Genomic DNA, 15,050 nt, shown 5'->3' on the forward strand with positions numbered 1-15,050 from the left:
CTCATTGTTGTTGTAGGTATTGAAAGGCGGTCGCAAGGCCGTAAACCCGAGAGTAAAGATAGACCCGGAATAACCTGAACTACAAAAATCAGGTGAAAAACGGCTTTCCGCATTCTTACTTTAGTTTCGACTTGCGACTTGTGTTCAACCTAGAGCTCTGTTCCCGGAGTTGCCATCGTCGGAATCGACGAATTTGGTATCACTGGCGGTTCGGCTGTTTCCCTGACAATGGTCAAAACTTCGTCGATTCCGACGATGGGGAAGGGCTGGTCCTATTGCTAGTCTGCAAGAACCACAACAATAAACAGGAGAGCAATGTGGACGACTGGACCACCACGGTTGACCCGAATCGCCTGAGCGCCTGGATGGAGCAGAAGGGACTTGGCAAGGGAGACATTAGCAATGCTTCCCTGTTGGGCGGTGGTACCCAGAACATTCTGCTGAAATTTGAGCGCAACGGTCGCACCTTCGTGCTCCGCCGACCCCCTCCCCATCCAAGGAAAAATTCGAACGACACCATGCGCCGCGAAATGCGCATGCTGGAGGCACTGTCCGATTCGGCTGTTCCTCATCCGAAACTGATTCTGGGGTGTCCGGAAGAGGATGTCCTGAACGTTGCTTTCTACCTGATGGAACCGGTGGACGGATTTGCTCCCATCACGGGGCTGCCCCCGCTACATGCAGGAGATCCGGATATCCGCCGGCGAATGGGTCTGGCCTTGGTGGAGGGCATCACAGCCCTAGGGGCCGTCGATTACCGGGAGGTGGGCCTGGAGGGCTTTGGCAACCCCGACAACTACCTCGACCGCCAGGTCTCCCGCTGGAAAGCCCAGATGGAGAGCTACCATGACTTTCCCGGATGGCCTGGCCCCCAGGCCATTCCCGGGGTTGAGCAGGTGGCCCGCTGGCTGGACCGTCACCGGCCGGATGGCTTTGAACCCGGCATCATTCACGGTGACTACCATTTCGGCAATGTGATGTACCGGCACGACGGGCCGGAACTGGCCGCCATCGTTGACTGGGAACTGACCACCATCGGTGATCCCCTGCTGGACCTGGGCTGGCTGCTGGCGACCTGGCCTGTGAACGGAGTCTCCACGGTGGAAACCCTCAAGGTGCATCCCTGGGATGGTTTTCCGTCCAGTGCGGAGCTGGTTGAACACTACCGTGCCCGGACGACCCGCAATGTGGATGTTATCGACTGGTACGCCGTCCTCGCGTGCTACAAGCTCGGTATCATTCTGGAGGGCACCCATGCCCGGGCCTGCGCCGGCAAGGCCACAAAAGAGAGTGGCGACCTGTTGCATGCCAGCACCATTAACCTGTTCGAGCGGGCACTGAGCTGGATTCAATGACGCCCGAGCTTCTGTCCCGACGTCCCCGCTCGCTCATCTGAATCATCTCCGGTTACCTGCAGTGCAACCGGGACACTAACCGCACCAGAAAAAGAGGAATCGCCATGGATTTTGAACACACTCCAAAAGTACAGGACCTGATCGCGCGGGTTCAGCATTTTATGGACGGGCATATCTACCCGGTTGAACAGGAGTATCACGACTGGGTCACCAATCACGACAATCTGTGGAAACCCTGGCCGGGCTTGGATGATCTGAAGCAGAAAGCAAAGGATGAAGGGCTGTGGAACCTGTTCCTGCCGGAAGAGTACGGCGAGTTCAGCCCCGGCCTGACCAACCTCGAGTATGCGCCGCTGGCGGAGGCTATGGGGCGGGTGCCCTGGGCGCCCGAGGTGTTCAACTGTTCGGCCCCGGACACCGGCAATATGGAAGTGCTGGCCAAGTACGGCACCAGAGAGCAGCAGGACGCCTGGCTCAAACCATTGTTGGCCGGAGAGATCCGTTCTGCCTATCTGATGACGGAGCCGCAGGTGGCTTCCTCCGACGCCACCAACGTCGAGACCGAGATCCGGGCTGATGGCGATGATTATGTCATTAACGGTCGCAAATGGTGGATCACCGGCATCATGGATCCCCGCTGCAAAGTGCTGATCCTGATGGGCAAGACCGACCCCAATGCGGACCGTCACCAGCAGCAGTCCACTATCATCATTCCGAGGGATACACCGGGCATCACCATTGTCCGCAACCAGCCGGTGTTCAGTAACCATAATTCACCGGGTGGCGAGGCGGAACTTCGTCTCGAGAATGTCCGCGTGCCGAAGTCCAACCTGATCCTTGGCGAGGGGCGTGGGTTCGAGATCGCCCAAGGGCGACTTGGGCCCGGCCGGATCCACCACTGCATGCGCTCAATCGGACAGGCTCAGCGGTCGCTGGAGATCATGGCGCGGCGGGTTGAGAACCGGGTGGCCTTCGGTCAGAAACTGTCCAGCCAGAGCAGCATCCGGCAGGATATCGCCCGCTCATTTTGCGACATCGAACAGGCCCGTCTGCTAACCCTGAAGGCGGCCTCCCACATGGACAAGTATGGCAATACCGGCGCCCGCGATCTGATCGCCGCCATTAAGATCGTGGCGCCACAGATGGCACAGACAGTGGCGGACCGGGCCATCCAGGCTCATGGGGGCATGGGTGTGAGCGACGACACTCCGATTGCCCACTTCCTGACCATTAACCGCTATCTTCGCCTTGCCGATGGCCCGGACGAAGTACACATGTCACAGCTGGCCAAACTGAAGATCAAGGAGTACAACCAGCCAGGCTGAGAGATAGCCGAAAAGAAAAAGCGATCCGGGGGCAGGGCAGGCCCCCGGGGCGATAGTCAGGAAACGGCCTGATCAGTCGAAGCTTCCTCATAAAGTTCCCGGAGGTTGCGTTTCGATATTTTGCCGCCGGGGTTTATGGGCAGCGAATCCACGAAGATCACCTTCTTTGGCACCTGGAAGGCGCCCTTGGGCAGCGACTCGGTGCCGCTGGTGTGTAGACAATCTGGGCCACCATCCCGGCGGATATGAGAGGTAACCGGGTGTCCGGATCAGCCGAGCCTTCGGTGAGCAGATCAAAAAAGGACAGCATCCGGTCCTCGGGCGTCGATCCCGCCTCCTCCGGTAGCCAGATATAAGGCACCCACGGCAGTGCCCTTCGCCGCCGCTGCCCGTGCCGACTCGGCCATGCCGGTACGGTACACAACACCCCCGGCCCCTGAATGCTGGAGGATATAGGCCATCTCATCGGCATTCAGCATGAAGTTCACTGGCACCAGAACCGCGCCGATCCGTGCCAGGGCAAATCGCATGGCCACGAAACCGTGGAAGCTACGGGCCAGCATGGCAAGCCTTGTCGCCGCGAGCAATGCCTCTTTGGACAAGGACCGCCGCCAGGTTGTCGCAGGTCTGCTCAAACTCGCGGTAGCTCAGGAAGTATCGCCGCAGATAACGGCGGTTTTATCGGGCAGGCACCGGGCTGTGCGTCTGAGCATGCCGGAAATGGTCTGTCCACGCGCCTGGCCGATGATGCTATCCGCTTTGCCGATTGCCATTGTGGTCTCCTGTCGTCGAGGGTGATTGTTGTTTTCGTTCACTAGAAACCATGATTGCTAACGTCGACTTTTGAGTAAACCTCATCCCAGAACAGCTTGGTAAGCTCTTCGCTGCTTTCGATATCCTTCACCAGAGGCAGCCAGCGATTCAGGGTTTCACTAAAGTCCTCGACCACTCTTGCGGCATCCTGAACCCCGTATTTCGCTTCATAGGCGCTGGCAATGGCTTCGGCATCGCGGCGGATGAAGTCCTGTGTCGCGGCAACGAGATCATCCCCCGGTTTATGGATTTTTATATCGGTTTCGTTCGTCGCTGTCTTCAGATTCTCGTTGTGACTGAGCATGTATTGCCAACTGAGATCTGCGGCGAACAGGGCGGACGCCTCCATGACACTCTTGCGCTGGCTCTCATCAAGATCGCTCCAGGTGCCGGCATTGATGTTATTGACTGCCAGACCGGCGAACAGCCCACCGGGCACATTCACAGTAATGTCGGTGGTTACTTCCATCAGGTTGATCAGTGTCAGTTCCGGGATGGACATCATTGAGCAGTCCAGGACGCCCTGACTCATTGCCTCGTAGACCTCGTGCTGGCCCAAGGACACTGGCGAGGCCCCGAGGTCTTCCGCCCAGCGGGCCCACTGGGAACCGCCCGCTCGCAACCTCATGCCTTCGACGTCCTTCAGTGTCACCACCGGTTTATTGCACAGCATGTAGTAGGGGGTCGTGGCGCCAACGCCGGTAAATACCTGGCCCTGCTCACTGAACTCGGACATACATTCGGGGCAATTCAACAGCAGGTACTCGGACAGGGCACCAGCATAGGCAAGCCCCATTCTTTCCGACTCGATATCCCCTCCCAGCTGAACCACCATGGACAACTCCGCCAGCATGCTATTCAACGGATACTGGGCCGGAAAGTAGGGGAACAGCAGGGTGCCGCTGTCCGCCAGGCCGTCCCGGATACCATCGGACATTTCGCTCCAATTCAGCAGGGACAGGGCATACACTTTGGCTGTGACGTCACCTCCGGAAATCTCCTCAAGGGCATTGGCATAGGCATTGGTAGACTCGGCCGCCATGGATCCCGGGGCGTAACCGGTCGCATGCCGGAGTTGCTTGGCACTAACCGGAGCAGATGCCAGTCCTCCACTGATCAGTACGGCGGACAGTAGAGTGCTGAAGACTCGTTTGTTGTTGTTCATGAGGCTCTCCTTGGTTGTGAGCGATCAATGCCCACTTTTTGTCGCCAGGAGCAATCAGCTCCTCGAAGACGGTATGGCGTAGGTCACGACTGAGTGGGCTACCGGTCTGCTCAGTCGCTCTCGGAAAATATCTCAACCTCCGACAGGGCGGAACGGCGGCCCAGGTGAAGTATGGAAGCCTTGGCCATAATCGCCTGGCCAGCTTCAGGCTTGCGCAGGAAATTGATGTTTGGTTTCCGGTGACCGCCAGTGGCACGATGGCGATATGGGCCAGCACCGCGATGTATGCGGCGCAGTCGGCGGTCGCCATCATGGTGGGGCCTGAGACGGTGCCACCGGGGCGCAGGTCGGAATCATCCGCCGGTTGCCGGGCCCATATATCTTCGTCGACGACCTGGTCCACCAGGTGGACTAGGGGAATTCACGGTCCAGGAAGGGCTGGAGCTCTTCCGCCGAAACGATCGTTGCCATGGCTTCCTCTCATTATTGTTTGATCAAGCGATGTCGGTCTGATCAATCGTCTCTGTCCGGCGGGCAGCCTGCGTCGTCGGAAACGACGATGTACGCAACAGCATTGCTGATTAAAGCTATCTTGTAAGCACTGGCTGATCACGCCACGACAATAACAAATGAATACAACAAGAAGGCCAAGCCATGATTCTGCACAAGCCCGAACTGATTAAAGAGTACACAGAGAAAGGGTTCTGGGGGCCCCGGACGCTAATTGACCGATTCCGGAGCAACTGCCTGGCTCACCCGGAGCGGGAAGCTGTTGTTGATCCCCCCAATCGCCCGGACCTTGTCGGGACGCCTTCCCAGAGGCTGACCTGGGCGGAGCTTGGGAAAGCGGTGGACGCTACCGCAGCCGAGCTGTCACGAAGGGGCTTCGGCAAGGACGATGTGCTGGTGGCGCAGCTGCCGAACGTATGGGAACTGGCGATGCTGTACATGGCGGCGGCAAAGGCTGGGGGCCTGTTGTCGGCGCTACCCATGCAATGGCGCAGGAAGGACGTCGGGTACGTGAAGGACATGACCAGCTCCCGGTTCTACGTCTCCGCCGAGAGCTTCCATGGGTTTGATTACCGGGAGTTGGGGCAGGAGCTGGGCTTCGAGCAGTACCTGGGGCTTGAGGAACTGACGAAGATCGCCCGCGCCGAGGTGACGGAGGAGGTCGACACGCCGGTAGGCGCCAATGACATCTTTACCCTGTGCTGGACGTCCGGTACCGAGGCCGATCCCAAAGGCTGTCCCATGAGCCACAATAACTGGGAGTACCTGATCAGTCTGGTGTTCACTACCTGCGGCTTGGAACAAGGGGACCGCATTCTTTGCGTTGCGCCGTTGGTGAACATGACGGCCGTTGGGGTCAACTATGTGCCCTGGTTGGCGGCGGCAGGCACCCTGGTGCTGCACCATCCCATTATCCCCGAGATTCTGCTTCGCCAGCTCACCGAGGAAGGTATCCAATACACCATTCTGGTCCCTGCGATGCTCAACATGATCGCCAAACTGCCCAATGTGGACCAGCTGGACTTGTCCAGCATCCGCACCATCACCACCGGTTCGGCGCCACCCTCCGCCTGGTCCATGCAGGAGTTCAAGCGCCGCTGGGATATCGACATCGTCAACATCTGGGGCCAGAACGAGGGCACCAGCCTGGTGGCGGGCCCGGCGGATGTGCCGGAACTGGACCTCCGGGTGGACCACTTCCCTTGGTGGGGCAAAGAAGGCGTCCAGTGGCCATCCGGCATATATGGCGTGGAGGTGAAGATTCTGGGGGACAAGGATGAGGAAGTCACCGAACCGGGCGACATTGGTGAACTCTGTTACCGCAGTCCCGGCCTGTTTGCCGGCTATTTCGGGCGTCCGGATATCACGGAGCGTTCATTTACCGACGACGGGTTTTTCCGTACCGGAGACCTGTTTATCATCCGGGATGAGACCCACGTGGGCTTTTACGATCGCAAGAAAGACATGGTCATCCGGGGCGGTTTCAATATTTCCAGCGTGGAGGTGGAAAACGCGGTGCTGGGCTTTAATAAGGTCCAGGATGTGGCCGTCATCCCGCAGCCGGACGATATCATGGGGGAGCGGGTGTGTATCTGCGTGGTACCCACCAACGACCAGGATCCGCCCGCCCTGGAGGAAATCAACGATTTTCTCCGGGAGCAGGGAATGAGCGTCTATAAGCTGCCCGAGAAGATGAAGCTGATTGACGCCATTCCGCGTAATCCGGTAGGCAAGATCCTTAAGAAGGACTTGCGGGTGATGTAGGGCGTGGGTGCCACAGGCTCGTTCCGACATTAGGATTTGCCTGCGCCCTCCAACGCTTCCTGCACGGCAGCTTCCATCTCAGGGAGCTGTTGGGCAGCCTTGCTGATGGCGTTGTGTCCATGGGCTCGCCCCGGGCTATTTCCCCCAGCTCGCTCCAGGCATTGGCACTCCGGCGGCAGGCGTCGGCTGCGGTGGTAAAGGCTCTGTCCCCGGTCTGATTGGGCACGTCCGCGCAGAAATCCGCTTCCAGCCGCCGGAACGAGCCAACGCCGGTGCCGACATTCTCGATAAAGACGGGGATGGATTTGACCGCCATCACCAGCTCGTCGGTAGTCATGCGGTCGGGCCAGGTGGGGATGAGGTTTTCAACGAGTACCCGGGGCATTCTGATTGGGTCCATTGTTGACGAAGACGTTTCTTGTCGGTCTTGCCATAGGCGGTGACCGGAAGATTTTCCAGGAATACGATACGCTTGGGTACCTTGTACCTGGAGAGCTTGCCACGACAATGTTGGATGAGACTCTCGGCGTCCGGGGCTGTGCTGGTATCCGCCACGACGAATCCGGTGACGGCCTCACCCCAGTCATCGTGCGGCAGGCCCACCACCGCGACTTGGTTGACTCCGGGAAAGTCCTGGATGGCGTTCTCCACTTCCGATGTATAGACGTTCATACCGCCGCTGATGATCATGTCGTTCTTGCGGTCGAGGAGGTAGACGTAGCCATCCTCATCCATTCGCGCGATATCGCCGGTATGGAGCCAGCCATTGACGATGGTCTCGGCGGTTTTCTCTGGCAGACCGTGGTAGCCCAGCATGTTGTAGGGGGTTCGAGTGACCAGTTCGCCGCTGTCGCCAGCAGGGACGTCATTGCCGTGGCTATCCACAATCCGGACCTGGGCCATGGCCGCCGGGCGACCACAACTGAGCAGGCGGTGATCATGCTCCGGGCTATGGTCTTCCCGCAGCAGGCGGGTGACGAAGTTGGGGGCTTCGGATTGGCCGTAGAGCTGCATGAATACCGGCCCCAGCAGTTCGAGGCCCTGACGCAGCCGGGCTGCGGTAATGGGTGCGGCACCGTAGAGGACGGTCCGCAAGGAACGCAGATCCAGGGATTTACCGTCCATCCAGTCGAGTACCCGGTAGATCATTGTCGGTACCATGAAGGTCAGGGTGACGCCGTCCCGGGAAATTCGTTGAATAACCTGCCCGGGATCGAATTGCCGTTCGATGTAGTGTGTTGCGCCTTTTAACAGCCCCGCTTGCAGGAGTATGCCCGCCGAGTGGGAGAGGGGAGACGTCAGCAGCAGGCGCTCGTCGTCCTGCAATCCCATTTCCATCACGTGTGAGAACAGGTTCAGGCAGATATTCTGCTGGGTATGGAGGACCCCCTTGGGCCGGCCAGTGGTGCCGCCTGTGTAGGGCAGCCATGCCAGGTCCTCGGGGTGGATGGGAACATCGGGTTTGATAGTCGCCTCGTCGGCATGGAAGGACTGCCAGGGCACAATGCCGGCCGGACATTGGTCCTCCGGTGCCAGCCCGATGACGGTCTGGAGTTCCGGTAATTCATCACGCCGGTTCAGGATAACGTTGAAGCGGTTTTCCGCCACGATCGCCACCCGGCTATTGGAATTGGCGAGAATGCGAATTACTTCATCATCCCCGAGCATGTCGTTGAGTGCGACCTTGGCCGCTCCGCACTGGATGATGCCTTGATCCGCCACCACATATTCCAGGCGATTTGGCATCGCCAGGGCGACCCGGCTACCTGGCCGTGCGCCCAGACGGATCAGCCCATTGGCCACCTGATAGCCCTGTTCCAGGAGCTGATGATAGGTCAGCGACTCCCCTTCGAACCAGACGGCGGTCCGGGGCCCGAAGCGGTTGAGGGCGTTGGTGAACAGGGCGCCCAGTGTCAGCATGGGTATGGTCATGGGTTCCGCTCGCTTCTTTCTTGTTATGATTCTGGCTCGTTGCGATACAGTGCTGGCTGATCAGCGCCGATGGCCTATCCGTCCTTCTGCCGTTCGCGTAGCTCCCGGCGCAGAACTTCACCGGCAACACCCCACCGGAACGCATCGTAGGCAGCGTCGTAGGTATCGGCACGGGTAGGCATCATTGTTGTTGTCCTTCAGCTGTGGAACAGTCCTGGATCCAGAGGGAACATCTGTACCTTAGCCAGATGGAACTGAGGCAAGCATCGTCGGTTCCGACGATGTCCGCCTGTCCCGGAGATGGCTACGCTGGAAAACAGCAATGGCCAGAAAACAGGAGCAACACGGTGAATGCTCTCGATTATACGGGCAAGACGGTTCTGGTGGTGGGTGGCTCCAGTGGTATCGGCAACGCCATCGCCCAGGCGTTCCGGACCCATGGGGCGGATGTGCATGTCTGGGGTACCCGGGCCTCGGCGGCGGAATACGAAGGTGAAGAAGGCTCCGACCTGACCGGCCTGACCTACGCCCAGGTGGACGTTTCCGATGTTGGCGCGATCGAGCGCTGCCAGCCTGGCTTTGGGCAGCTGGATGTTCTGGTCCAGTCCCAGGGTATCGTGGTGTACAAGCGGGGCGAGTTTGAACAGGCAGGCTGGGACAAGGTCATGGATGTGAACCTCAACAGTCTGCGAGCCTGTGCCATGAAGTTCAAGGAACAGCTGGCGGCCACGAAAGGCGCGATGATCATTGTCAGCTCCACCGCCGGCTTCCAGTCCACCAAGGGCAATCCCGCCTACAATGCCTCCAAGGCCGGGGCGGTGGCCCTGACCCGCACCTTGGGCGAGGCCTGGGCCCCGGAAGGCATCTCTGTGAACGGCATTGCCCCGGGTTTTGTCGCCACCAAACTGACCCGGGTCACTACTGAGAATCCCAAACGTCGGGAAATGGCCGAGGCCGCCATCCCCTGTGGTCGCCTGGGGCTGGCGGAGGAAATGGCGGGGCCCGCCCTGTTCCTGGCCTCTCCGCTGGCGTCCTACGTCGTTGGCCAGACCCTTATTGTGGACGGTGGTCTGACACTATCCTGACCCCGTGAGCGATGCCTGCCTGCCGATAACGGTTCGTCAGGCATTTCGAGCCATAAGTCCCCCGTCTATCGGACTGATCGCTCCGGTCAGGTAGGATGCCGCCGGCAGGCACAGACTCACAGTGATATGAGCCACTTCCTCGGACGAACCGTAGCGCTGCAGGGCGGTGCGGCGCTTGGCGAAGATCACCTTGTGGTCCGGCGGCACAAGCTCGGTCATGGCCGTCTCGATAGGCCCCGGACAGATGCAGTCGACGGAGATTCCTTCGGGGCCCAGCTCCACCGCCAGGGCCCGGGTCAGCCCGGTGACCCCGGCCTTGGCGGCTGCGTAGGGGCTGTTCTCAGCCGTGGCTCCAAGGGCTTCGGTGGATGCGATGTTCACGATCCGCGGGCTGGTGGACTGGCGCAGGTGCGGCAGGGCCGCCCGGATAAGCCGTTGCTGGCCCGTCACCAGAACCGATATCGCTCTCTCCCGGACCTGATCATAGTCATCGGAACCAATGGCAGAGAAGGCGGAAATGCCAGCGTTATTGATCACCACATCCAGGCCGCCCAAGTGTCTGGCGGTTCCGGCTACGACCGAGCCAATCTCGCCCTTGCCGCTGACGTCTAGATACCTGTTGACGTTTCTGTGCGAACCGTGCATGAAAACGTCAACAGGCCCTAGCGACCCTGGCGCCAGGCTTCCTCGTCCGAACAGGCGAACCGGGGCAATCAGATGCCCCGGAAGCTGGCGAACTCCTCGAGCGGAGCCCGGCGCGAACGGAGCTGGTTAACCGTTTCGTCCCCGTCCATGTAGCCGATGGACATACCGGTAAACAGCATCAGCTCGTCCGACGGACTCAGGAAGTCCTTCAGGGTACGGTGATACAGGCTCCAGCACTCCTGGGCACAGGAGTCGAGGCCTTCTTCCCGCAGCAACAGCATGACGGTTTGCAGGAACATGCCCAGGTCGGACCACTGGGGCGGGCCCATCTGTCGGTCCACATAACAGAACAGGGCCAGGGGCGCGCCGAAGAACTGGTAGTTGCGGGCGAACCAGCCGCGGCGGGCTTCCTTGTCTTCCCGGGGAATGTTTAGCAGGCCATACATGTCTTCGCCCACCTGGAAACGATAGTCCCGGTAAGGGGCAGTCAGCTTCTTCGGATAAACATCGTATTCCGGGTCCTCCCCTGTGGGGGCTTCCCGGATCCGGGTTGCCATGATGTCCCTGAAGGACTTCAGCTCGTCGCCGCCTACCACATAGATCTGCCAGGGCTGGACATTACCGCCCGAAGGCGCACGAGCTGCTTTTGTCAGGATCCGGCGGATAACCTCGCCGTCCACCGGCTGGTCGGTAAAGCCCCTGACCGACATGCGGGTGTCCACGGCTTCGGATACGGTGGCCGCTTGCTTTCTCAAGGGTGGCTCCAGGGTTGTTGTTGGATTCAGGAGTTTGATTCGGGTTTTATAGTGGCGGCTGAAGGAAAGGCTGGCAATCGTCGCTTACGACGAGGCAGCTTGCGAAAATGCACGGAAAATGGATGCTTTCCCGTTCAAGAATCGTCAGGAACACATGCTCGGATCATGACAGACCAAGACGCCAACTCCGCCGTTTTCCGCGGTACGATTACACCTCGCTATACGGACCTGGACACCTGGCGCCACGTCAAAATTCCCGGGTATACCAGCTGCACCTGGAAGCCCGTATCCGGGCTCTGCTGGCTCGCTTCGGTGCGAACGCCTGGTTTTCCGATTCGGAGCGCCTGAGGCCCTTGCGCACCATTACCCAGTACCGTGAGATGAGGAAACCAGCCGGCCAACCCCTATTACCGCTGATATCAAGGATCAGTTGGGACGGCTTCAGCTCTGAGAATGGCCTGAAAATAAGCGGAAACATCTGGAAGTAAAAGACGCTTTCGGAATAACAGCAGCCCGGCTTGGTTCCGGGCTGTTGTAATTCCGGCCCCCTCAAAACTCTTCCCGGTCAGACCAAAGATCATCTTCAGTTCGTCGGTTTCGACGATGAGAGAGATTATCAGAGCTGCCTACACTGGCTCGAGCTGAATACACATAATCCAATACCCGACAATAATAAAACTGGAATTCGTCCCATGACACAACGTAACAACCGCTGGTCACCGGTGACCGCGTCGGCAGCCATGCTGACCCTGGCCCTTGCTGCCGGCCACGCCCAGGCCCGGACCTTGAGCTATGCGTCCGTGTACCCAGCCGGGTCCGAGGCCGATAAGGCTGTCCACACTTGGGCGGACAAGCTTGAGGAGCACTCCGACGGGGACTTGAAAGCCAAGGTCTACCCCATGTCACTGCTAAGCGCATCCGAATTGTCCGCAGGTGTCCGTGACAACCTGGCGGACGTGGGCTACCTGCTGACGGTGTATTTCCCCTCCGAGTACCCCCACATCAACCTGATCAATGAATCCGCCATGCAGACCAATCTGATCGACCCGGAGCGGCTCAACGGCATGGGGACGTTTGCCTTTGAAGGGGCGATCACCGAATTCATGTTCTTCAACTGCCCCGAGTGTATGCAGGAGTTGAAGGCCCAGAATCACGTCTATACCGGCAATGTCGCCAGCAGTGGCTACGGTATGGTCTGCACCCGGCCCGTGGTGAAACCCGAGGACATGGCGGGCCTGCGTATGCGGGTGGCGGGTTCTCATTGGTCCCGCTGGGTATCGGAGTTTGGCGGTTCTTCGGTCTCCATGACCATCAGTGAGATCCGGGAAGGTCTGAGTCAGGGTGCCCTGGACTGTACCATTTCATCTTTGCCGGAAATCACCAACCTCAGCCTCACGGAAGTCGTCACCGACGTGACCGTTGACCTGCCCGGCGGTATTTATGCGGGCTCCAGCGGTGCCAGTGTCAACGGCGATGTCTGGCGTTCACTTTCCGAAGAGCAGCGCACTGCCATGCTGCGGGCGGGTGCGGATCTGACCGCCCGAACGCCGTGGTTGTATGAGACAACCCAGGAAGAGGCTCTGGAGGCAGTTAGAAAGAACGGTGGCAATATTCACCACGCCACGGACGAGTTCCGGCAAGCCACCCAGGAGTTCGTGGAAAAGGACCGGGTTACTATCATCGACTTCTACAAGGAGCGTTACGGCGTCGAGCGTGGTGAGGAAATGCTTAAGGAATTTGCCGAGATCCTGGACAAGTGGGTGGACCTGGTCCAGGGCGTTGAAAGCGTGGACGAACTGGCGGACCTCTACTGGAAAGAGATCTTTGCCAAGGTCGATGTCAGCGAGCACGGCCTATAAAAGGCCTGCTGATCAGACCGGGCTGCCCGTGCAGTCCGGGCTGAAAACCCGTAATGATAGACGAGGGAGAGCCGTGGCAGGGCCACTCACCGGCGTGCGAGTCATCGAAATGTTCAGCCTTGGGCCCTTGGGCCGGCACCATTCTGCGGCATGATGCTGGCGGACGTGGATGCGGAAGTCATCTGCATCGACCGTCCAGGCGCTGGGGGAGTGGCAGCTGGAAGTTCGATATCCTTTCCCGCAACCGCCGGACCCTTGCCAAGGGCCCAACGTACAGGCAGGGGCTGACCCTCAGGGGGCTGCGGGAGGGGGTTGCCGAAAGGTAAATTACGCTGATGCCCGCATACAGAACAATAATCAGAACAAGGGGAGGGTCCGATGACTGGTGGAACAATCATCTGTCCGGCAATCGAAAAAGTCATTTACGGGCAGGTGGCGGCGCAAGCTATCGCCAGTGAGGCTGATCGGCTGAAAGCGAAACGGGTATTCATACTGGCCAGTGAGTCCCTTAGCGTGAATACCGACGAGATCGACAAGATCATAAAGGAGTTGGGGACCCGGTTTGCAGGTCTGTTTCAGGGCATGCCACCAAACGCACCGCGCACTGCGGTGTTACAGGCTGCAGCTCAAGCGGGGGCGGCGAATACCGACTTGCTGGTAACGGTAGGCGGCGGTTCCGTGACCGATGCCGGTAAAGTCATGCTCATTTGCATGAAGTTCGGTTTAAAGAGGCACGATGATCTCGAGGCCTACCGGATCCGGGTCGGGGAAGACGGCACAGTAATCAAGCCGGACTACGATGCTCCGGATGTGAGGATGGTTGCTGTTCCGACCACCCTGTCCGGCGGCGAGTTCAATTCGCTTGGCGGCGTTACCGACGAGACCCGCAAGATCAAGCAGGGATACGTGCACCGCATGCTGGCTCCGATCACCGTCATACTGGATCCCGCCCTGACTATGCATACCCCAGACTGGCTGTGGTATTCCACCGGTATCCGGTCACTGGATCACGCCATGGAAACATTGGGTTCATTCCAGTCCAATGATTTCGCGGACGGCATGGCTGAAAGTGCGATACGCCTTCTGGTGGATGGTCTGGGCCGGGTCCGCAAGGATGTCTCCGACCTGGAAGGCCGGTTACGGTGCCAGATCGGGGTGTGGCAGTCCATGCTGCCCTTGGTCGGCGGCGTCCCCATGGGTGCCAGTCATGCAATTGGCCATACGCTGGGTGGCACGGCGGACGTGCCTCACGGATACACATCCTGTGTTATGGCGCCGTACGTCCTGCAGTGGAACCAAGCCGTCAACGCCGACCGTCAGAAGATGATCAGCCGGGCGTTCGGTGCGCCGGAAAAGCCTGCACACGTGTTGGCGGATGAGTTTATCCGGAAGCTCGGCATGCCCAGAAGTCTGCGTGACGTGGGCATCGAAGAGAAACAGCTTGAGCTCATCGCCGACTACGCCATGGAAGACTTCTGGACCCGGACTAATCCCAGGCCAATCTCCCGGTCTGAGGATATCTATGAGATCCTGAGGATGGCCCTCTAGTGCCAGAGTAGTTTGGCCACGGACAGGCCTGCTACACAATCCCAAAGCGCCGGGCGATAGCCACAGCCTGAGTCCGGCTGCTGGCGTTCAGCTTGGAGTTGATGTTGCGTAGATGCGTTCGCACGGTGCTGTCCGAGACGAAGAGTTTCTCCGCCAGGGCACTGTTGGAATACCCCTCGCACAGCAGCTGCAGCACCCGAATTTCCTTGTGGGTGAGGGGATCCAGCAGGGTGCTTTCCGGCTCGTAGACCGGGGCCTGCTCCTGGATTTCAGGGCCGAAGGCATCCAGCAGCG

At 59.3% G+C, this 15,050-nt stretch carries 15 protein-coding genes; 6 read left to right on the plus strand and 9 right to left on the minus strand.

The annotated features are described in order from the left end of the window. The first annotated feature begins 317 nt into the window (after positions 1–317). Positions 318–1,355, plus strand: a complete 1,038-nt coding sequence (locus tag NA637_RS21330) for a phosphotransferase family protein (RefSeq protein ID WP_256074563.1) — start codon at positions 318–320, stop codon at positions 1,353–1,355. Positions 1,356–1,459: 104 nt separating this feature from the next. After that, complete coding sequence (locus NA637_RS21335) at positions 1,460–2,680, plus strand: acyl-CoA dehydrogenase family protein (RefSeq protein WP_256074565.1); 1,221 nt, start codon at positions 1,460–1,462, stop codon at positions 2,678–2,680. A 293-nt stretch (positions 2,681–2,973) separates the two neighbouring features. Here NA637_RS21335 and NA637_RS21340 read toward each other — a convergent pair whose 3' ends face one another. The 4 genes from NA637_RS21340 to NA637_RS25570 form a co-directional block, all read right to left on the minus strand. Further along, positions 2,974–3,282: an AMP-binding protein gene (locus NA637_RS21340; protein ID WP_256074566.1), complete on the minus strand. Its 309-nt coding sequence runs from the start codon at positions 3,280–3,282 to the stop codon at positions 2,974–2,976. Between the two features lie 45 nt (positions 3,283–3,327). Beyond that, positions 3,328–3,453 (minus strand): hypothetical protein, encoded by a 126-nt coding sequence (locus NA637_RS21345; RefSeq protein ID WP_256074567.1) that lies wholly within the window; start codon positions 3,451–3,453, stop codon positions 3,328–3,330. 41 nt (positions 3,454–3,494) lie between these two features. Beyond that, entirely contained in the window at positions 3,495–4,658 is a 1,164-nt protein-coding gene (locus NA637_RS21350) for a C4-dicarboxylate TRAP transporter substrate-binding protein (RefSeq protein ID WP_256074568.1), read from the minus strand. A 110-nt stretch (positions 4,659–4,768) separates the two neighbouring features. Beyond that, positions 4,769–4,846 (minus strand): hypothetical protein, encoded by a 78-nt coding sequence (locus tag NA637_RS25570; RefSeq protein ID WP_336605509.1) that lies wholly within the window; start codon positions 4,844–4,846, stop codon positions 4,769–4,771. Between the two features lie 466 nt (positions 4,847–5,312). On the opposite strand from NA637_RS25570, the gene NA637_RS21355 reads away from it, so the two are divergent. Next, positions 5,313–6,932 (plus strand): class I adenylate-forming enzyme family protein, encoded by a 1,620-nt coding sequence (locus tag NA637_RS21355; RefSeq protein ID WP_256074570.1) that lies wholly within the window; start codon positions 5,313–5,315, stop codon positions 6,930–6,932. Here NA637_RS21355 and NA637_RS25755 read toward each other — a convergent pair. Next, complete coding sequence (locus NA637_RS25755) at positions 6,907–7,332, minus strand: DUF4872 domain-containing protein (protein ID WP_423836755.1); 426 nt, start codon at positions 7,330–7,332, stop codon at positions 6,907–6,909. The two genes, NA637_RS21355 and NA637_RS25755, sit on opposite strands and share 26 nt — an antisense overlap. Beyond that, complete coding sequence (locus tag NA637_RS21360; RefSeq protein WP_256074571.1) at positions 7,266–8,864, minus strand: class I adenylate-forming enzyme family protein; 1,599 nt, start codon at positions 8,862–8,864, stop codon at positions 7,266–7,268. The genes NA637_RS25755 and NA637_RS21360 overlap by 67 nt, the downstream gene beginning before the upstream one ends. A gap of 347 nt (positions 8,865–9,211) precedes the next feature. On the opposite strand from NA637_RS21360, the gene NA637_RS21365 reads away from it, so the two are divergent. Beyond that, on the plus strand, positions 9,212–9,949 hold the full coding sequence (locus NA637_RS21365; RefSeq protein ID WP_256074573.1) for an SDR family NAD(P)-dependent oxidoreductase: 738 nt from the start codon (positions 9,212–9,214) through the stop codon (positions 9,947–9,949). Between the two features lie 36 nt (positions 9,950–9,985). Here NA637_RS21365 and NA637_RS21370 read toward each other — a convergent pair whose 3' ends face one another. Both NA637_RS21370 and NA637_RS21375 read right to left on the minus strand, forming a co-directional pair. After that, positions 9,986–10,594 (minus strand): SDR family NAD(P)-dependent oxidoreductase, encoded by a 609-nt coding sequence (locus NA637_RS21370; RefSeq protein ID WP_256074575.1) that lies wholly within the window; start codon positions 10,592–10,594, stop codon positions 9,986–9,988. 68 nt (positions 10,595–10,662) lie between these two features. Further along, positions 10,663–11,349 carry a nitroreductase gene (locus NA637_RS21375; RefSeq protein ID WP_256074576.1) on the minus strand — a complete coding sequence of 229 codons (687 nt, stop codon included), beginning with the start codon at positions 11,347–11,349 and terminating at the stop codon, positions 10,663–10,665. Between the two features lie 692 nt (positions 11,350–12,041). On the opposite strand from NA637_RS21375, the gene NA637_RS21380 reads away from it, so the two are divergent. Both NA637_RS21380 and NA637_RS21385 read left to right on the plus strand, forming a co-directional pair. Continuing rightward, on the plus strand, positions 12,042–13,208 hold the full coding sequence (locus NA637_RS21380) for a C4-dicarboxylate TRAP transporter substrate-binding protein (protein ID WP_256074578.1): 1,167 nt from the start codon (positions 12,042–12,044) through the stop codon (positions 13,206–13,208). A gap of 378 nt (positions 13,209–13,586) precedes the next feature. Then, the gene (locus tag NA637_RS21385; protein WP_256074580.1) at positions 13,587–14,756 is read left to right on the plus strand and encodes an iron-containing alcohol dehydrogenase; all 1,170 of its coding nucleotides are present in this window, start codon (positions 13,587–13,589) and stop codon (positions 14,754–14,756) included. Positions 14,757–14,787: 31 nt separating this feature from the next. Here NA637_RS21385 and NA637_RS21390 read toward each other — a convergent pair. After that, the coding region (locus NA637_RS21390; RefSeq protein WP_256074582.1) for a response regulator transcription factor at positions 14,788–15,050 on the minus strand (263 nt) is incomplete at its 5' end.

The sequence above is a fragment of the Stutzerimonas stutzeri genome, assembly GCF_024448935.1.
Lineage (GTDB): Bacteria > Pseudomonadota > Gammaproteobacteria > Pseudomonadales > Pseudomonadaceae > Stutzerimonas > Stutzerimonas stutzeri_AO.

Excerpts from the sequence above, each read along its gene's own strand:
- NA637_RS21335 (WP_256074565.1), top strand. The coding sequence starts at position 1,460 with ATGGATTTTGAACACACTCCAAAAGTACAGGACCTGATCGCGCGGGTT.
- NA637_RS21345 (WP_256074567.1), bottom strand. The coding sequence starts at position 3,453 with ATGGCAATCGGCAAAGCGGATAGCATCATCGGCCAGGCGCGTGGACAG.
- NA637_RS21350 (WP_256074568.1), bottom strand. The coding sequence starts at position 4,658 with ATGAACAACAACAAACGAGTCTTCAGCACTCTACTGTCCGCCGTACTG.
- NA637_RS25570 (WP_336605509.1), bottom strand. The coding sequence starts at position 4,846 with ATGGCCAAGGCTTCCATACTTCACCTGGGCCGCCGTTCCGCCCTGTCG.
- NA637_RS21355 (WP_256074570.1), top strand. The coding sequence starts at position 5,313 with ATGATTCTGCACAAGCCCGAACTGATTAAAGAGTACACAGAGAAAGGG.
- NA637_RS25755 (WP_423836755.1), bottom strand. The coding sequence starts at position 7,332 with ATGGACCCAATCAGAATGCCCCGGGTACTCGTTGAAAACCTCATCCCC.
- NA637_RS21360 (WP_256074571.1), bottom strand. The coding sequence starts at position 8,864 with ATGACCATACCCATGCTGACACTGGGCGCCCTGTTCACCAACGCCCTC.
- NA637_RS21370 (WP_256074575.1), bottom strand. The coding sequence starts at position 10,594 with ATGCACGGTTCGCACAGAAACGTCAACAGGTATCTAGACGTCAGCGGC.
- NA637_RS21380 (WP_256074578.1), top strand. The coding sequence starts at position 12,042 with ATGACACAACGTAACAACCGCTGGTCACCGGTGACCGCGTCGGCAGCC.
- NA637_RS21385 (WP_256074580.1), top strand. The coding sequence starts at position 13,587 with ATGACTGGTGGAACAATCATCTGTCCGGCAATCGAAAAAGTCATTTAC.